The sequence below is a fragment of the Mesorhizobium sp. CAU 1732 genome, from assembly GCF_039888675.1.
Taxonomy (GTDB): domain Bacteria; phylum Pseudomonadota; class Alphaproteobacteria; order Rhizobiales; family Rhizobiaceae; genus Aerobium.
The window spans coordinates 1710234-1728095 of the sequence record NZ_JBDQQR010000001.1 but is presented as its reverse complement, the minus strand read 5'-3'; the positions used below and the strand labels follow the sequence as shown (position 1 = coordinate 1728095).

Sequence of the window (17862 nt, the reverse complement as noted above, 5' to 3'; positions counted from 1 at the left end):
ATGCCCATCACCTTGCTTGACGGAATTCTCGTCGGCTTCACCCTCGTTTCCGCAATGCTGGCCATGGTGCGCGGCTTTTCCCGCGAAATCCTCTCGATCGCCTCGTGGGCGGCAGCGGCTGTCGCGGCGTTTTTCCTCTATCCCGTTGTACTTCCCTATGTGCAACCCTATGTGGACAGCGCGCAGTTGCAGATCGCTGCATCGGCAGCCTTGGTATTTTTCGTCGCGCTGATCATCGTGACCATCATCACGATGAAGGTCGCCGATTTCATCATCGATTCCAGGGTCGGCGCGCTGGATCGGACGCTGGGCTTCCTCTACGGCGCCGCACGCGGCATCCTGGTGGTTGCCGTGGGTCTGTTGTTCTTCTCCTGGCTCGTGGGATCGAACCCGCCGGCCTGGATCGCGGAGGCGAAGTCGCTGCCGCTTCTCGAAGGCGTCGGGAATTGGCTTGAGGGCATCCTGCCGGACGATCCGGAGAACTCGATCCTCGACCAGCTTCGGCCGGACGACGACACGGAAGCGCAACCGCAGAATTGATCTCGCGCTAAGCAAGCGCGGGCGAAACCGAAAACACAATCGAAGGGCGTAGCCAGATGGCAGACGCAGACGATACCCCGTTTTCTTCCGATGGCGACGACCGTTTTCATGACGAATGCGGCGTCTTCGGCATTTTCGGCAGGCAGGACGCAGCCGCGATCGTGACGCTCGGGCTTCACGCCCTGCAGCATCGCGGCCAGGAGGCTGCCGGCATCGTCTCCTATGACGGCTCGCAGTTCCACGTCGAACGCCATGTCGGCCTGATCGGCGATACCTTCACCAAACAGGCCGTGATCGACAGGCTGAAGGGTACGCGCTCCATCGGCCACACGCGTTACGCGACGACGGGCGGCGCCGGCCTGCGCAACGTGCAGCCGCTTTTCGCCGAGCTTGCCGATGGCGGCATCGCGGTCGCGCATAACGGCAACCTCACCAATGCGATGACCGTGCAGCGTACCTTGCAGAAGCAGGGTTCGATCTTCACCTCCACCTCGGACACCGAGACGATCCTGCATCTGGTGGCGACGAGCCGCGAGAAGGACATCAATTCGCGCTTCATCGAGGCGGTTCGCCAGCTCGAAGGCGCGTTCTCGCTGGTCGCGCTCACCGCCAAGAAGATGATCGGCTGCCGCGACCCGCTGGGCATTCGCCCGCTGGTGCTCGGCGATCTCGACGGCGCGTGGATCCTCGCGTCGGAGACGTGCGCGCTCGACATCATCGGCGCGCGTTTCGTCCGCGATCTGAAGCCCGGCGAGATGGTCGTCGTCACCACCAAGGGCATCGAAAGCTTCTTCCCGTTCGAACCGCAGAAGTCCCGTTTCTGCGTCTTCGAATACGTCTATTTCGCCCGGCCGGATTCGTCCGTCGAGGGCCGCAACGTCTACGAAGTCCGCAAGCAGATCGGCATGGAACTGGCGCGCGAAAGCCCGGTCGAGGCGGATATCGTCGTGCCTGTGCCGGATTCGGGCACGCCGGCCGCAATCGGCTTCAGCCAGGCCGCGAACCTGCCGTTCGAGCTCGGTATCATCCGCAACCATTATGTCGGGCGCACCTTCATTTCACCCGGCGATTCGATCCGCCACATGGGCGTGCGCCTCAAGCACAACGCCAACCGCCGCATGATCGAGGGCAAGCGCGTCGTTCTGGTGGACGATTCGATCGTGCGCGGCACGACTTCGCAGAAGATCGTGCAAATGGTGCGCGATGCCGGCGCCAAGGAAGTGCATATGCGCATCGCATCGCCACCGACGCGCGCCTCGTGCTTCTACGGCGTCGATACGCCGGAAAAATCGAAGCTGCTCGCCTCGCGCATGTCGATAGAGGAGATGGCCGAGTTCATCCGCGTGGATTCGCTGGGCTTCCTGTCGATCGACGGCCTCTACCGCGCCGTGGGCGAGGTCGCGCGCGACAATGACCAGCCGCAATTCTGCGATGCCTGCTTCACCGGCCAGTATCCGACCCGCCTGCTCGACCTCGAAGGCACGGACAATGTCCGCACGCTGTCGGTTCTTGCAGCCGGCGGCCAGTAGATGCTTCCACACAGGACCAGCATGACCCTTCCCTTCGATCTCACCGGCCGCGTGGCCGTCGTCACCGGCGCGTCGCGCGGCATCGGCTACTTCATCGCGAAGGAACTGGCGGCCGCGGGCGCGCATGTCGTCGCCGTCGCGCGCACCGTGGGCGGGCTCGAAGAGCTGGACGACGAGATCAAGCAGGAGAACGCCAGGACCGGCAAGGGCGAAGCCACGCTCGTGCCGCTCGATCTGGCCGACATGGCGGGCATCGATCGTCTGGGCGGCGCGATCCACGAGCGCTGGGGCAAGCTCGACATCCTCGTCGCCAATGCAGGCATTTTGGGCGTCATCGCACCGCTCGGCCACGTCGAGGCCAAGGTGTTCGAGAAGGTGATGCTCCTCAACGTGACGTCCATGTGGCGGCTGATCCGCTCGGTCGATCCCTTGCTGCGCCTGTCGGATGCCGGCCGCGCGATCCTCCTGTCGTCCGGCGCGGCCCACTCGGCACGCGCCTATTGGGGTCCGTATGCCGCCTCCAAGGCGGCTGTCGAGGCCATGGGACGGTCTTGGGCGGACGAGACGAGGCAGTTGCCGCTGCGCATCAACAGCGTCAATCCCGGCGCGACACGGACGGCCATGCGGGCTCAGGCGATGCCGGGCGAAGACCCGAAGACCCTGCCGCACCCCTCCGAGATCGCGCTGCGCATCGCGACGCTTGCGGATCCGGCATTGACGGAAACCGGGCTGATCTTCGACGCCACTAGCGAACGGTTCCTGACCTACAGGATGCCGGAATAATCCCGCGAACCACCGGCCTCCCGTCTCCGGCGCGCAACAGCATCGCGTTTTTGTGACACACCTGCCATCCCTGCGGCCGCCCAAATCTCGACGGTATCGTGGTGGTATGCTACTGATTATCGCAGACTTCGTACTCGCGGGACGTGCATCATGAACAGACCAGCGCTCAATCTGCTTGCAGGCGTCGCCATTGCGGGGTTCGTGGCCGTCGCGCCCGCTCAGGCGGACGTGTTCAGTTCCCAGACGTTCAGCGGCGATGCAGCGACCTCGGACGCGCTTCCCGGCGTCAATCTCAATGCAGCCCCCGGTTCGCCGCTCAACGGCAATTGCGTCGAGACCGACATGCCGTCCTTTCACACGCGCAGCAACAGCCTTTCAGGCGGAAGCCGCGCGACCGAATGCAGCTTCGGCAACTTCTCGATCACGACCACGAACGGCGCATCGCCCAATTTCGGCTACGACAACACGTATGGCGGAAACCCGCCGCCGTGGATGCAGGGCTGGCACGGCGACAGGGGTGACAGGCGCGGTCGCAGATAGGGTTGCTTACGGGCGTTGACGCCCGCTACGCCGCGCTCGCCGTCACCGACAATTCCGGCTTCGTGTTGATGGTCTGGAAGACCACGCAATAACGCTCCGTCAGCTTGAGCAGCGTGTCGATGCGCTCCTGGGGCTCGTCCGTGTCGAGATTGAACGCGAGGCGAATGGAGCGGAAGCCGACCGGTGCGTCCTTTGCGACGCCCAGCGTGCCGCGGAAATCGAGATCACCTTCGGCTTCGACAGTCGCGCCGCCCAGCTTGAATTCGAGCGCCGTGGCGACCGCCTTCAACGTCACGCCAGCACATGCGACGAGCGCCTCGAGCAGCATGTCTCCCGAACACAGCTCAAGGCCCGAGCCACCCGTTGCCGGGTGGAGGCCCGCAACCGCGATCGCCCTGCCCGTCTCGACCTTGCACGCGATCGACTGATCGTCGATCGAACCATGTGCCCGCAGCGTGATCAGCGCCTTCTCAGCGTCGTCGCGATAGGCATCTTTCACCGGTGCCTGCATGGCCTTGAGTGCGGCAGCGTCCATTGTGCATCTCCCTGTCTCGTCTCTTCGCCGACATAGCAGATCGGCAACGGCCGGCAAATGCCGAATGGCTGGCTTCACCGAACAGCGCGGCTGGTGTAGCGCAACGGCGAGCGGCACGGACGATGATCTGCCGGCCAGCGAATCGTGAGGGCGCAACGCTGCGCGCCCGCCAGGAACATCCAATGTCCAACATCACCGCGCAGGATGCGACCGACCGCGTGATGGGCGGCATTCTGTTGACGAGCCTCGCCTACTTCCTGTTTTCGATGCACGACGCGGTCGTCAAGCTGCTCGTGACCTCGTTCGCCGTCTGGCAGGTGCTGTTCTTTCGAGCGATCACCATCCTCGCAGGCTGCCTGATTGCCGGTGGACCTCGCATCTTTGCGGAAGCGGCCGCATCGCCGATCGCGGGCAAGATGCTCCTCCGGTCGGTGATCATCCTGGCCGCGTGGTACGCCTACTACACGGCCGCAAAGGACCTTCAACTCGCAGAGCTGACGACGATCTACTTCGCCGCGCCGGTCATCATCACCGTCATGTCCATTCCGATGCTCGGCGAAAAGGTGCCGCCACTGCGCTGGGTGGCTGTCCTGACCGGCTTCGCCGGCGTCTTCATCGCGTGCGATCCCGTCGGCATCGGCCTGACCGTGCCGGTGTTGCTCGTTCTGGCCGCCGCATTTCTCTGGTCTCTGTCGATCATCCTGCTGCGCATGGTCGCGATGCGCGAGAAGACGCTTGTCCAGATGGCGCTCAACAACGCGTATTTCCTCGTTGCCACCGGTATCGGCCTCACCTTCACATGGGTTACGCCGAGCCTGTGGGAATTCTCGCTCCTGATGGCGGCGGGTATCCTCGGCGGCTTTGCCCAGTTCGCGCTTTTCGAAGGCATGAAACGCGCGCCGGTCTCCATCATCGCGCCCTTCGAATACACGTCGCTCATATGGGCTTTCCTGCTTGGATGGCTGATCTGGCAGGACATACCGAAGCCTGAAGTGTTCTGGGGCGCAGCCCTCATCATGGGCGCTGGACTGATCATCATTTTCGGCGAACGCAAGCGACGCCCCGGCTGACAGACTCAAAAGTTACCGCGTCGCCGCAATTGACCTGCGCGCTGCATGCGCTACCCTTGCCTCCTCGAGCGGCCGGCAAGAGCCGAGGCGGACGACTTGCTGGGAGGTGCCCATGATCCTGGCCGGAATGATCATTGCCGGTGTCCTTGTCGCTTGGCTGGGCTTCGCAGCCTGGCTTGCCTACGCGCAGGAACTCTCGTTCCGACACGCGTTCTTTCACGCGCCGCTGGCTGCGATCTGGCGGGTTGACGCCAGCGCGCTGCGCAACGCGAGCGCTGTCCGTTCCGTGATCTACGTGGTGTCGCATCAATCGCGGCTCGATCCCGCGCTCATGCTCGGCCTGCTTCCGACCGATACGCTGCACCTTCTGGACAATCGCTCGGCGAAGGCCATGTGGCTGGAGCCGTGGCGCGAACTTGCGCGAACGATCGCGTTCAATCCCGAGCACGTCTTCGTCAGCCGCAGGCTGGTGCGCATCCTGCGCGGTGGCGGGCGGCTGTGCGTCTACCTGCCGCCGGATACAGAGCCGGATACGCGGACGTTCCGCCTGTATCGCGCGGTCGCGCGCATCGCGCTCAAGGCCGACGCGAAGGTCGTCCCGGTCTACGTATCGGGCGCGCGCCATCTTCCGCTGTCCCTGACGCCGTCCGAGGATGCGCCCCGGCGTATGCTGCAGCGTCTCAAGGTTCATGCCCTGGAGCCGCTGACCATCACGGAACTGTTGACGCGCAGCGGCCCATCGGCAAGCACAGCCTCCAACGCCCTGTTCGACAGGGTGGCGGAGGCGCGCTTCTCGGCAACCGATCCCCGGCTGACGCTCTTCCGTGCGCTGTCGCGCGCGGCGCGGCTTCACGGCATGTCGCGCACCATTCTGGACGATGCGACGGGTGCTGCCATGAGCTACCGCAGCCTGCTGACCAGCATCCGGGCTCTCGCGGACCGCTTCGCCTCGACGGGTGCCGCGGGCGATGCCGTGGGCCTGCTCCTGCCCAATGCCGCGCCGACCGTCGCGACATTCTTCGCGCTGCAATCGGCAGGGCGCATCGCCGCCATGCTCAACTACACCGCCGGTCCCGCCGCCATGGGCCAGGCCGTGCGTGTCGGCGACCTGAGGCTGGTCGTCTCTTCACGGGCATTCATCCAGAAGGCACAACTCGCGGACGAGATCACAGCCTGCGAGGCGGCGGGCGCGAAAATCCTGTGGCTGGAAGATCTGCGCGACAGCGTTTCGACATTCGACAAGGTGGCGGCGGCGATCTGGTGCCTGCGACCCGTCATCCGCGGCAAGAGCGAGGACGCAGCCGTGATGCTGTTCACCTCCGGCTCCGAAGGCACGCCGAAGGCGGTGATGCTCTCGCATCGCAATGTCGTCGCCAACACGGCGCAGATCGAGACCCGCATTGCCTTCTCACCCACCGACACCCTCTTCAACGTGCTGCCGGTCTTCCACGCGTTCGGCATGACGGGCGGTATGGTTCTGCCGCTCCTCCATGGCGTGCGGCTGTTCCTCTATCTGTCGCCACTCCACTACAAGCAGATTCCGGAACTCGCCTCGAAGGTGCGCCCCACGATCCTGTTCGGCACGGACACGTTTCTGGCGGCTTACGCCCGCACGGCCGACGATGGCGACTTTTCCAGCGTGCGGCTGATCGTTGCCGGCGCGGAAGCGGTGCGGGCCGATACGCGCCGCGCCTGGCGCGAGCGCTTCGGGGCGGACATCGTCGAAGGCTATGGCATGACCGAGACGTCTCCCGTCGTCGCGGTCAATTCGGCCACGCACGGCCGCCACGGCACCGTGGGCCGCCTCCTGCCGGGCATCCGGGCGAGGCTTGAGCCTGTCGAGGGCCTCGAGGACACCGGCCGCCTGTCGATCAGCGGTCCGAACGTGATGCTCGGCTACCGTGTTCAGGACCGCCCCCGCGAGATCACCGCGCCGGCCGGCGGCTGGCACGACAGCGGCGACATCGCGGCTTTCGACAAGGACGGGTTCCTGACGATCCGTGGACGCGCCAAGCGCTTCGCCAAGATCGCGGGCGAGATGGTGTCTCTGGGGGCGGTCGAGATGCTGGCGCACGCACTCTGGCCCGACGACAAGCATGCCGCCATCGCGCTGCCCGACGAGCGCAAGGGCGAGCGTGTCGTGCTGATCACGACGGCCGAGGTCGATCGCGGCGCACTTCGAACGTTTGCGCGCAAGAACGGCTATTCCGAACTCGCCCTTCCCGCTGCGATCATCACTGTCGAAGACATTCCCGTTCTCGGAACGGGCAAGACGGACTATTTCGGCGTGTCGCGGATCGCCGCAGACCCGAACAGCGTCAGCCAGGCAGCCTGAATTCTACGGTGCTTCGTCCGTGGCAGGTTCGATCTGCGCGGCTTCCTTCGCCTCGCGCTTCGAATAGGCGCGGACACCCCACGGAAGAACCAACAGATACGCGATCGCGCTCAAGGCCATCGTGTACCATGTGTAGCTGAACAGCAGCGCCACATAGAGCACGACGCCCAGCATCGCCGGCATGACGATGTCGCGGCGGATGCGCGCGCCGCTCGACTTGCCGGAATAGACCGGCAGGCGGCTCACCATCAGAAGGGCGATCGCCACGACGAAGCCGCTGGCGATGAACGCGCTCGTCGTGTTGAGGGGAACGCCAAGGAAGCCCAGATAGACGGGCAGGAGCACGAGAAGCGCGCCCGCCGGCGCCGGCACGCCGACGAAATAGTCGGCCTTCCAGGCGGGACGGTCGGGATCTTCCAGCATAACGTTGAAGCGCGCGAGGCGCAGGCAGCAGGCGATCGCGAAGAGAAGTGCTGCGATCCAGCCGAACGCGCCGGCATTGTCCAGAATGTAGACGTAGAGCACCAGCGCGGGGGCGACGCCGAAATTGACGACGTCGGCCAGCGAATCCATCTGCGCGCCGAATTTCGACGATGCCTTGAGCATGCGGGCAACGCGGCCGTCGACCGCATCGAGAAGCGCGGCGGTCAGCACCATCGCCACGGCGATTTCGAAGCGAAGCTCGAACGCAAGCCTGATGCCCGACAGACCCGCGCAGATCGCCAGAATGGTGATCAAATTGGGCAGGAGCAGCCGGAGCGGGATTTCGCGCAAGCGCGGCTCACGTCGCGTTCCATTCGGCTCGTAGGGTGGAAACGGTGCCATCCGCTCAGGATATCCTGACCAGCGGCGATACCGCGTGAGCGCCGAACTCGGCGATGATGGTCTCGCCTGCAACCGAAGTCTGGCCAAGCGCCACCTTCGGGGTCGCCCCCTCGGGCAGATAGACGTCGACGCGCGATCCGAAGCGGATCAGGCCGAAGCGTTCGCCGACACCGATGTCGTTGCCTGCCTCGGTCCAGCAGACGATGCGGCGCGCGACCAGTCCCGCAACCTGAACGGCCGCGACCTTGCCATGCGGGCTATCGATGACGAGGCCGTTGCGCTCGTTTTCGACGCTTGCCTTGTCGAGTTCGGCGTTCAAGAACTTTCCGGCGCGATGTTCGATCGTCGTGATGCGGCCCCGCACCGGCGAACGGTTCACGTGGCAGGAAAAGACATTCATGAAAACCGAGATGCGGGTCATCTCGGTGGAGCCGAGCCCCAGTTCGCGCGGCGGGACGGCGGGTCCGACCGCCGAGACGATGCCATCGGCGGGGCTCACGACGAGCCGGTCGTCGACAGGCGTGATGCGCTGCGGGTCGCGGAAGAAATAGGCGCACCAAGCGGTCAGGATCAGCCCGATCCAGAACAGGTGCGTCGAGAAGATGCCAAGCACGATGGTCACGCCGGCAAAGGCCGCAATGAAGGGGTATCCCTCCCGATTGATCGGCACGAAAGCGTTCTTGATCGTGTCAGCCAGACTCATGTCTCTTCCTACTTCTGTCGAGGGGCCTGATTACAGAAAAGCCGCCTCCACCGCAACGCGAACCGGTTCATAGGCTCTTTCGCCGTCTTTCGGAAATCTAACCGATCTCAGGCGTCCTGCGCCTCACCACGACACCCAGCTCGTCGTCCTCGCGGGCACGGCGCAGCGTTTCTTCGGCTTCCGTCGCCTCGCGCTGGCGATCCCACATAGCGGCGTAGAGGCCACGGGCGGCGAGCAGTTGCGAATGACGGCCGCGCTCGGCGATCTGGCCGTCCTTGAGCACGATGATCTCGTCGGCGGCGATCACCGTCGAGAGCCGGTGCGCGATGACGAGCGTCGTGCGGCCGCGGCTGACCAGATCGAGCGCCGACTGGATTTCCTGCTCGGTGTGCGTATCCAGCGCCGAGGTGGCTTCGTCGAGCATCAGGATGGGCGGCGCCTTCAGGATGGTCCGTGCGATCGCGACGCGCTGCTTTTCGCCACCCGACAGTTTCAGCCCGCGCTCGCCGACCATCGACTTGTAGCCGTCGGGCAGGCGCTTGATGAACTCGCCGATCTGCGCCAGATCGGCCGCCTGCTGCACGTCCTCCTCGCTCGCGGACGGGCGTCCGTAGCGGATGTTGTAGGCGATGGTGTCGTTGAAGAGCACCGTGTCCTGTGGAACCATGCCGATCGAGGCGCGCAGGCTCTCCTGCGTCACGTCGCGAACATCCTGCCCGTCGATGCGGATCGTGCCCGACTGGATATCGTAGAAGCGGAACAAAAGCCGCGAGATGGTGGATTTGCCGGCGCCCGAGGGACCGACGATCGCAACGGTCTTGCCCGCAGGCACCTCGAACGACACACCCTTCAGGATCGGCCGGCTCGGATCATACGAAAAATGCACGTCATCGAAAGACACGGTTCCCTGCGGCACGACAAGTGCCTTGGCGTCCGGCTTGTCCGAAACCTCTTCCTTCACGTCGAGGAGGTCGAACATCTGCTCGATGTCGGTCAGTCCCTGCCTGATCTCGCGATAGATGAAGCCGATGAAGTTGAGCGGCACCGAAAGCTGCATCAGCATCGCGTTGACGAAGACGAAGTCGCCGATCGTGTGCGTGCCGCGCGAAACCTCCCAGGCCGACATCGCCATCACCGCCGCCATGCCGATGCCGAAGATGACGCCCTGGCCGAAGTTCAGCCAACCGAGCGAGGTCCAGGTCTTGGTCGCGGCTTCTTCGTAGCGCGCCATCGAGCGGTCGAAGCGGGTGGCCTCGAGCTTCTCATTGTTGAAATACTTCACCGTCTCGTAGTTGAGCAGCGAATCGATCGCCTTGGTGTTGGCGTCGGTGTCGCTGTCGTTCATCTCCCGGCGGATCGAGATGCGCCAGTCGCTCGCCCAGACGGTGAACCACGTATAGAGCAGCACCGTCGCGGCGATGATGGCGACGTAGATCCAGCCATAGGCGACCGCGAAAATCACGGCAGTCAGCGCGAATTCGAGGATCGTGGGCAGCGTGTTCAGGACCGTGAAACGGACGATCGTCTCGATGCCCTTCACGCCGCGCTCGATGACGCGCGACAGGCCGCCGGTGCGGCGCTCCAGGTGGAAACGCAGCGACAGATTGTGCATGTGCACGAAGGTTCGGTAGCCGAGCTGGCGCACCGCGTGCTGGCCGACACGCGCAAACAGTGCGTCCCGGAGCTGGTTGAAACCGAGCTGGATGATCCGCACGGCATTGTAGGCGAGGACCAGCATCACCGGTCCAATCAGGATCAGCGGGATGTAGTCCGGGGCGGAGAGCTCGCCGGTCAGCGCATCGGTCGCCCATTTGAAGAAATAGGGCACCAGCACGAGAATGAGCTTGGCGATGACGAGGAATATGGTCGCCCAGACCACCCGCATCCTGAGATCGGCACGATCGGCCGGCCACATATAGGGCCACAGGTTGCGCAGCGTACTGACGAGTGAGCCGGAATCGGCGGATACGGTCTTGTCGGCCAAAGTCTTGGTCCTGAAATGTGTTGGTCAGCCCGACGCGCGGCCTGACGGGGCAGCGCAGCAGCAATCGACCAGACTGCCGAGAGCGCCCGACACCCCGGCAAGAGCATCGCGGTCGAGCGAATACATGGAGCGCTGACGCTCCGGCGTGTAGCGGATCAGCCCCGCCGCCAACAGCACCTTGAGATGCTGTGAGACGGTCGACTGCGCGAGATTCATGCGGCTCACGACATCCTTGTTGCAGCAGGCGGCGCGTTCGGCGAGATGCTGGATAATCTCGATCCGTGCAGGATGGGCAAGCGCCGACAGCCGCTCGGCAATGAGCTTGCGGTCATCGGCGTCGAACGGACCGGGTTTGCTGACGGGTGGCTGACAGTTCATCGTTCATCGTCGATATACGATGAATGCCCCCAAAGCAACGGGTTCAAGCCGAACTGAGCGATTCTACTGGTTGACGGCTGCCGCGCCCGTCCCGGGAAGCACCGACTGCTCGCCGATCGCCTCCATGTCGGCCTCCTCGCCCTCCGCCGTCTCACGCGGGACGCTGAAGACCTGGCCCGGCCAGATTCTGTCCGGATTGCGGATCTGATCCTGATTGGCGAGGTAGATGGTCGAATAGCGCACGCCCATGCCGTAGACGCGGCGCGAAATACGCCAGAGCGAATCGCCACGGCGAATGATCACAGCGCCATCGACACGCTGGAGTTTTGGCGCGGTCAATCCGTCGTCATTGCCGCCCGCTTCGGGCGCTGCGGCGATTTCGGTATCCGTTTCGGACTGGGCTTCATCGCCGGCGGCTGCCGGTGCGGCGGGCTGATTGGCCGGCGCGGGTTGCTGCGCGTCGGGAGCCGATGCGATATCCTCGCTCGCTGTCGGAGCCGCTTGCGTATCCGAAGAAGCGGCAGGCGGTGCGCCGGCGGCAACGTCTTGCTGGGTGTCCCCGGCTGACTGCGCTGCCGACCCATCGGTTACGCCATTCGCTGCCGGTTGCGGCTGTGCGGGCGCCGCGACGGCGGCGATCGATTCACCCGGCTCACGCTCGAATGGAACTGCCGCGCGGGAAATGACGGTGCCGTCCGCGTCGAGAAGATCGGCACGAATCACGTAATTGCCGACCGCGAGGTCGCGCTGTGCCTCAACCAGAAAACGTCCGCCCTCCGATGCGCGTGCATCGCCGAGAAAGATTTCATCGGCATAGACGCGGACCGTACGGCCGGGCTCGGCTACACCGGCGACGAAGATAGTGCCGCCTTCGATCTCGACCGCCTCGACAACCACCACGGAGCCCGTTGCGGGTTGTTGTTCGCTTGACGTGACATTATCACCTGCGGGCGGTGCGGCGGCCACTTGAGCTTCACCGGACGTCGATGCGTCAGGACCTGTGCCTGTTTCAGCCGACGCTGCATCTTGCCCGGTCGAGGCACCGGCAGTCGCAGCGGGTGGCGTTTCGCCCTGCCCGCCCTGCGCAGGCTGCGGTGACGCGGCACTTGCACCAGCGCCGGCAGCGCCAGCGGCGTCGCCCGTCGCCTCGGGAACGGTGATGAGTTGCGCCGGAGCGCCCGGCTGCTCGACCATCGCCAGAACCTGCCCATCGGTGGTTTCCGGTACGGAGACGATCGCGGTTTCGGTGGAGACGGCGGTATCGCTGTCGGGCGACGTCGCACGCAAGGCGAGTTGGTAGTCGCCCGGCTTCAACGGTTCGTCCAGAACGGCGACGAAATCGCCGTCCGCGTTCGCCTCGGCCTTCGCAATGACCTTGTCGCCCTCGAGGATCTCGATTTGCGCACCCGCAGCGCCCTTGCCCGCGATGACGACGGAGCCATCCGGTTCGACGCGAAGCAGATCGAAGGTGGGCGGGGTGAGACGCGCCTGCTTGTCGGTCGTCGAGGGATCGCCGGGAAGCGGAACCTCGCCTTCGGCAGCGGGCGGCGCGGCAGCCTCGTCCCCGGCGGGCGACTCATCTTGAGCGGGAGCCGGTTGAGAAGCAGCGGCCGGTGCTTCCGCTGGCGTTTGCGGAGCCGATGCGACCACGGCTGGACCACGTCCAAGCCACGGATCGAGCAGGCCCGTCATATAGGCAGTGCCGGCCGCAGCCGTCACACCACCGATCACGAACAGAAGCGCCTTGACCCAAGCAACCATAATTTGGTCCTTCCCACCCTTTTCCTGCGTCTAGCGCGTTTTATAGGTGGCTACAACAAAAAGCCCTTGAGACGCTTGACCCGCGCAGGCCGGCCATACACCAATCGACGCATGAACAAGATTCGATCCATCTGCGTCTATTGCGGGTCTTCGCCCGGCCGCAGCGACGTCTACGTCAATACAGGCTACGCACTTGGCCGCGCCATCGGCGATGCCGGCCTTCGCCTCGTCTATGGAGGCGGCACCAAAGGTATCATGGGCGCAGTCGCCAGGGGGACCATGGAGGCCGGCGGCAAGGTCACCGGCATCATCCCGCGCTTCCTGATGAGCAAGGAGGCGACGGAAGCGGCCCTGGGGCGTCTCGACGACCTCATCGTCACCGACGACATGCACCAGCGCAAACACACGATGTTCGAGAAATCCGACGCCTTTGTGGCGCTTCCGGGCGGCATCGGCACGTTGGAAGAGATCGTCGAGATCATGACCTGGGCGCAACTCGGCCGCCACCGCAAGCCCATCGTCTTCGCCAATATCGGCGGGTTCTGGGATCCGATGCTGACGCTTCTCGACCACATGCGCGCCGAGGGCTTCGTTCACACCGGCCATCTGGTGCAGCCGATCGTGGTCGACACAGCGCTTGCGATCGTCCCGGCCATCCTCGCCGAGGCGGCTTCCGACGGAACGCCGTCGGAAGGCGACCCCAAGGTCATCACCAAGCTTTAGGCTTTTCGCGCGGGCGTTTATGCGGCCTTGCGGGCGAAGAACTTCGACCACGTATAAAGCGCAAGCGCGATCCAGATCAGCGCGAAGGCGATGAGCCGTGCCGTACCGAATGGCTCGTCGAACACGAACACCGCCAGGAAGGCGACCATCGTCGGCGCGATGTACTGCATGATGCCTATGGTCGAAATGCGCAGCAACTTCGCTCCAAAGGCGTAGAGGATCAGCGGGATCGCGGTGACCGGTCCTGCCAACATCAGCAGGCCGACATTTCCGCCGTCGCCGAGGAAGTGCCCCTCGCCGCGCGACCACAGCCACATGACATAGGCAAGCGCGATCGGCGCGATGATCATCACTTCGAGGAAAAAGCCCTGGCTTGGGCCGATCGGCAGGGTCTTCCGCAGATAGCCATAGGCTGCGAACGAAAACGCGAGCACCAGCGACACCCATGGCAGGCCGCCCTGCTCTATCGTGAGGATCAGCACCGCGGCGATGGCCAGCCCGATGGCGATCATCTGCATGCGATCGAGACGCTCTCCGAGAAAGAGAGCGCCGAGCGCCACGGTGACGAGCGGGTTGATGTAGTAGCCGAGCGCGGTCTCGACCGTGCGATCGACCGCGATCGCCCAGACATAGACGCCCCAGTTCACAGAGATGATGGCGGCCGTCACCGCCGCCATCGCCATCGTCCGGGGCGAGCGGATCGCCTGGCGGATGTCGGCTGTGCGGCCGAGAACCAGCAGCACGATTCCGGCGATCGGGATCGACCACAGGACGCGATGCGCCAGCACTTCCATGGCGGGAATATGCGCCGCCGCCTTCATGTAAAGCGGCAGCAATCCCCACAGGAGATAGGCGGAGAGCGCGAACAGGAAGCCCCGCGTCGCCTCCTTGTCGGTCGGTTCGCCGCCGACTGTCTGCGTTGGAGCTGGTCTATCCTGCATTGCGCGCAGCCTTCCCTGTGCGGTTATGCGCCGACCGCATTCGCCGCGTCGTAACGCGGGCATGGCGCATCCACCATCGCAATTTTCTGATCGATCGATCGTTTTTGGTTGATCGACCGCTCTATTCCGCCGCCAGGATCGCGACCTCGCGGTTCCTGACCAGCTTGTAGACGATCGAGTCCATCAGCGCCTGAAACGACGCGTCGATGATGTTTTCCGACACGCCCACGGTCCACCAGCGCGCGCCCGTCGCGTCGTGCGATTCGATCAGCACGCGGGTTATCGCCGCCGTGCCGCCATTGAGGATACGCACCTTGAAATCGACCAGCGTCAGATCCGCTATCTCGTCCTGGAATTTGCCCAGATCCTTGCGCAGCGCGATGTCGAGCGCGTTTATCGGGCCGTCTCCCTCGGCGACCGACATGCGCTCCTCGCCATCGACCACCACCTTGACGATCGCCTCCGAGACGGTCTTGAGGCTGCCATTGGCGTCGAAACGGCGCTCGACCATGCAGCGGAACGAGGTGACGTCGAAGAAGGACGGCACCGCGCCCAGCGTGCGGCGCGCCAGGAGCTCGAAACTCGCATCCGCACCCTCATAGGCATAGCCCTGCGCCTCGCGCTCCTTGACCAGCGAAATCAGCGTGTCGAGGCGCGGATCGTCCTTGGCCACCGCGATGCCGCGTCGTTTCAACTCGGCGATGAAGTTCGACTTGCCGCCCTGGTCCGACACCATCACCTTGCGCGTGTTGCCGATCGTTTCCGGCGGCACATGCTCGTAGGTCTGCGGCTCCTTCAGGAGCGCGGAGGCGTGGATGCCGGCCTTGGTGGCAAACGCCGAGCCGCCGACATAGGGCGCCTGATGGTTGGGCGCGCGGTTGAGCAATTCATCGAACTGGTGCGACAGCCGCGAGATCCCCTCCAGCGCCTCGGCGGAGATGCCGGTCTCGAAGCGATCGGCGAAGGCCGGCTTCAGCATCAGCGTCGGGATGATGGAGATCAGGTTTGCATTACCGCAGCGCTCGCCGATGCCGTTCAGCGTGCCCTGCACCTGACGCACGCCGGCGTCGATCGCGGCCAGCGAATTGGCGACCGCCTGGCCCGTGTCGTCATGCGCGTGGATGCCCAGATGGTCGCCCGGGATCCCATGCGCGATCACCGCCGCCACGATGTCGCGGACTTCCGGAGGTTGTGTGCCGCCATTGGTGTCGCACAGCACGACCCAGCGCGCGCCGGCCTCGTAGGCGGTTCGAACGCAGGCCAGCGCATAGGCGGGGTTGGCCTTGTAGCCGTCGAAGAAATGCTCGCAATCGACCATCGCCTCTTTGCCGGCGGCGATTGCGGCTTTCACCGAGGCCGAGATCGATTCCAGGTTTTCCTCGTTGGTGCAGCCGAGCGCGACGCGGACATGGTAGTCCCAGCTCTTGGCGACGAAGCAGACCGCATCCGTCTCCGACTGGACGAGCGCCGCCAGACCCGGATCGTTCGATGCCGAGACGCCTGCGCGCTTGGTCATGCCGAAGGCGACGAATTTCGACCGCGTGGTGCGTTTTTCCTCGAAGAACGCCGTGTCCGTCGGATTCGCACCGGGGTAGCCGCCCTCGACATAATCCATGCCGAAGCGGTCGAGCATGTCCGCGATGACGATCTTGTCCTCGACCGAGAAGTCGATGCCCGGCGTCTGCTGGCCGTCGCGCAGCGTGGTGTCGAAGAGGTAGATGCGTTGTTTCACAATCCCGCCCCCGCAAACCTGTCCGTCGCGTAGATCAGTCGGTCCAGTATCCCCGGCTCCGAATAGGCATGCCCCGCCCCTTCGACGAGAAAGAACTCCGCATCCGGCCAGCCCTTGTGAAGTTGCCAGGCATATTTCACGGGGCACGGCATGTCGTAGCGGCCATGCACGATGACGCCCGGAATGCCGGCGAGCTTTCCGGCATCGCGCAGCAACTGTCCCTCTTCCAGCCAGCCGCCATGCATGAAGAAGTGGTTCTCGATGCGTGCAAACGCGAGCGCGAAATGGTCGTCGCCGAACTTGTCGCTTGTGTCCGGCTGCGGCATGAGCGTAATCGTCCGGCCTTCCCAGAGGCTCCACGCCCTTGCCGCCTCAATCTGCGCCGCACGATCTTCGCCGGTCAGGCGCTTGTGGTAGGCGGCCATCATGTCGTCGCGCTCGGCCTCGGGGATCGGCGCAAGGAACCGCTCCCATTTATCGGGGAACATTTCGGACACGCCAAACTGATAGTACCAGTCGAGCTCAGCCTTCTTCAGCGTATAGATGCCGCGCACGACCAGCTCGCTCACCCGGTTCGCATGCGTCTGCGCATAAGCGAGCGCCAACGTCGAGCCCCAACTGCCGCCGAAGACCAGCCATGTGTCCACGCCAATCATTTCGCGCAGCCGCTCGATATCAGCGACCAGATGCCACGTGGTGTTTGCGTCGAGTTCGGCATGCGGCGTCGAGCGACCGCAACCGCGTTGGTCAAACAGCATCACGTCGTATCGCGCTGGATCGAACAGCCGCCGGTACGCGGGAGATATGCCGCCGCCCGGACCGCCGTGCAGGAACACCGCAGGCTTGGCGCCCTTCGTGCCGACCCGCTCCCAATAGATGACGTGGCCGTCGCCGACGTCGAGCGTGCCGGTCTCGTAGGGTTCGATCTCGGGATAGAGCGTACGCAAATCGGTCATGATCGTCCTTCTGGCGGCCATTGGTCGGTGTCGTGGTCGGGATGCTGGAAGCTCTCCATCTCATGCAGATACGGAGCGCTCTCCCTGTCGGCTTCCGTCTCCTCGCCCGGAAGGTCCGGAAGCGCATCCGCATAGGGAAGCTTCGCCTCGATGCCCCACTGGATGACTGGCGCGATCTCTTCTGGGTGGTCGAAGGCGCCGATGGCCAGCGCGATGCCGTCCGGCGCCTCGAATGTCAGCGGCGTGCCGCAGTCGGCGCAGAAGCCGCGCTGTACATGGTTGGACGATTGAAAACGCTTCGGTTCGCCGCGGGTCCATTCAAGGCCGCCTTCCGGCACGGTCGCCAGCGGCGCATAGAAATTGCCGAACGCTTTCTGGCACATGCGACAATGGCATATGGACGGCTTGTCCAGCGGCCCCTCGACGCGGAACCGCACCGCGCCGCACTGGCAGCCGCCGATGTAGACGGGCTTGTTGTCGAGGCTCATGACGCGGAGACCTTGTGCCGGACGGGCCTGCGAACATGA

General features: G+C 64.4%; 17 protein-coding genes. 7 read left to right on the top strand and 10 right to left on the bottom strand.

Features of this window, described 5'->3' with window-relative positions:
- The 4 genes from AAFN55_RS08455 to AAFN55_RS08440 all read left to right on the top strand — a co-directional run bounded on the left by AAFN55_RS08455 (nt 1) and on the right by AAFN55_RS08440 (nt 3392).
- On the top strand, nt 1-540 hold the full coding sequence (locus tag AAFN55_RS08455) for a CvpA family protein (protein ID WP_347798411.1): 540 nt from the start codon (nt 1-3) through the stop codon (nt 538-540).
- Between the two features lie 56 nt (nt 541-596).
- Nucleotides 597-2069: an amidophosphoribosyltransferase gene (gene purF / locus AAFN55_RS08450; RefSeq protein ID WP_347798410.1), complete on the top strand. Its 1473-nt coding sequence runs from the start codon at nt 597-599 to the stop codon at nt 2067-2069.
- Between the two features lie 21 nt (nt 2070-2090).
- A complete protein-coding gene (locus AAFN55_RS08445; protein ID WP_347798409.1) occupies nt 2091-2852 on the top strand; it encodes an SDR family NAD(P)-dependent oxidoreductase in 762 nt (253 codons plus the stop codon).
- Between the two features lie 150 nt (nt 2853-3002).
- The gene (locus tag AAFN55_RS08440; protein WP_347798408.1) at nt 3003-3392 is read left to right on the top strand and encodes a hypothetical protein; all 390 of its coding nucleotides are present in this window, start codon (nt 3003-3005) and stop codon (nt 3390-3392) included.
- Nucleotides 3393-3417: 25 nt separating this feature from the next.
- On the opposite strand, the gene AAFN55_RS08435 is transcribed toward AAFN55_RS08440, so the two are convergent.
- Complete coding sequence (locus AAFN55_RS08435; protein ID WP_347798407.1) at nt 3418-3927, bottom strand: OsmC family protein; 510 nt, start codon at nt 3925-3927, stop codon at nt 3418-3420.
- A 182-nt stretch (nt 3928-4109) separates the two neighbouring features.
- Here AAFN55_RS08435 and AAFN55_RS08430 point away from each other — a divergent pair, with 182 nt between their 5' ends.
- Nucleotides 4110-4997 (top strand): DMT family transporter, encoded by an 888-nt coding sequence (locus AAFN55_RS08430; RefSeq protein WP_347798406.1) that lies wholly within the window; start codon nt 4110-4112, stop codon nt 4995-4997.
- Between the two features lie 112 nt (nt 4998-5109).
- Complete coding sequence (locus tag AAFN55_RS08425; RefSeq protein ID WP_347798405.1) at nt 5110-7332, top strand: AMP-binding protein; 2223 nt, start codon at nt 5110-5112, stop codon at nt 7330-7332.
- Nucleotides 7333-7335: 3 nt separating this feature from the next.
- Here the strand turns inward: AAFN55_RS08425 and pssA are convergent, their stop codons facing one another.
- The 5 genes from pssA to AAFN55_RS08400 all read right to left on the bottom strand — a co-directional run bounded on the left by pssA (nt 7336) and on the right by AAFN55_RS08400 (nt 12983).
- Nucleotides 7336-8157: a CDP-diacylglycerol--serine O-phosphatidyltransferase gene (gene pssA / locus AAFN55_RS08420; RefSeq protein ID WP_347798404.1), complete on the bottom strand. Its 822-nt coding sequence runs from the start codon at nt 8155-8157 to the stop codon at nt 7336-7338.
- Nucleotides 8158-8161: 4 nt separating this feature from the next.
- Nucleotides 8162-8860: a phosphatidylserine decarboxylase gene (locus AAFN55_RS08415; protein ID WP_347798403.1), complete on the bottom strand. Its 699-nt coding sequence runs from the start codon at nt 8858-8860 to the stop codon at nt 8162-8164.
- Between the two features lie 97 nt (nt 8861-8957).
- Complete coding sequence (locus AAFN55_RS08410; protein ID WP_347798402.1) at nt 8958-10844, bottom strand: ABC transporter ATP-binding protein/permease; 1887 nt, start codon at nt 10842-10844, stop codon at nt 8958-8960.
- Between the two features lie 24 nt (nt 10845-10868).
- On the bottom strand, nt 10869-11222 hold the full coding sequence (locus AAFN55_RS08405; RefSeq protein WP_347798401.1) for a metalloregulator ArsR/SmtB family transcription factor: 354 nt from the start codon (nt 11220-11222) through the stop codon (nt 10869-10871).
- A 63-nt stretch (nt 11223-11285) separates the two neighbouring features.
- Complete coding sequence (locus AAFN55_RS08400) at nt 11286-12983, bottom strand: LysM peptidoglycan-binding domain-containing protein (RefSeq protein WP_347798400.1); 1698 nt, start codon at nt 12981-12983, stop codon at nt 11286-11288.
- 111 nt (nt 12984-13094) lie between these two features.
- Here AAFN55_RS08400 and AAFN55_RS08395 point away from each other — a divergent pair, with 111 nt between their 5' ends.
- The gene (locus AAFN55_RS08395; protein WP_347798399.1) at nt 13095-13706 is read left to right on the top strand and encodes a TIGR00730 family Rossman fold protein; all 612 of its coding nucleotides are present in this window, start codon (nt 13095-13097) and stop codon (nt 13704-13706) included.
- A 17-nt stretch (nt 13707-13723) separates the two neighbouring features.
- Here the strand turns inward: AAFN55_RS08395 and rarD are convergent, their stop codons facing one another.
- From rarD to AAFN55_RS08375, 4 genes are all read right to left on the bottom strand, one after another.
- On the bottom strand, nt 13724-14647 hold the full coding sequence (gene rarD / locus AAFN55_RS08390; protein WP_347798398.1) for an EamA family transporter RarD: 924 nt from the start codon (nt 14645-14647) through the stop codon (nt 13724-13726).
- Between the two features lie 121 nt (nt 14648-14768).
- The gene (gene cimA / locus AAFN55_RS08385) at nt 14769-16382 is read right to left on the bottom strand and encodes a citramalate synthase (protein ID WP_347800221.1); all 1614 of its coding nucleotides are present in this window, start codon (nt 16380-16382) and stop codon (nt 14769-14771) included.
- Entirely contained in the window at nt 16376-17335 is a 960-nt protein-coding gene (pip, locus tag AAFN55_RS08380) for a prolyl aminopeptidase (protein ID WP_347798397.1), read from the bottom strand. The genes cimA and pip overlap by 7 nt, the downstream gene beginning before the upstream one ends.
- On the bottom strand, nt 17332-17823 hold the full coding sequence (locus AAFN55_RS08375) for a GFA family protein (RefSeq protein WP_347798396.1): 492 nt from the start codon (nt 17821-17823) through the stop codon (nt 17332-17334). The genes pip and AAFN55_RS08375 overlap by 4 nt, the downstream gene beginning before the upstream one ends.
- Between the last annotated feature and the right edge of the window lie 39 nt (nt 17824-17862).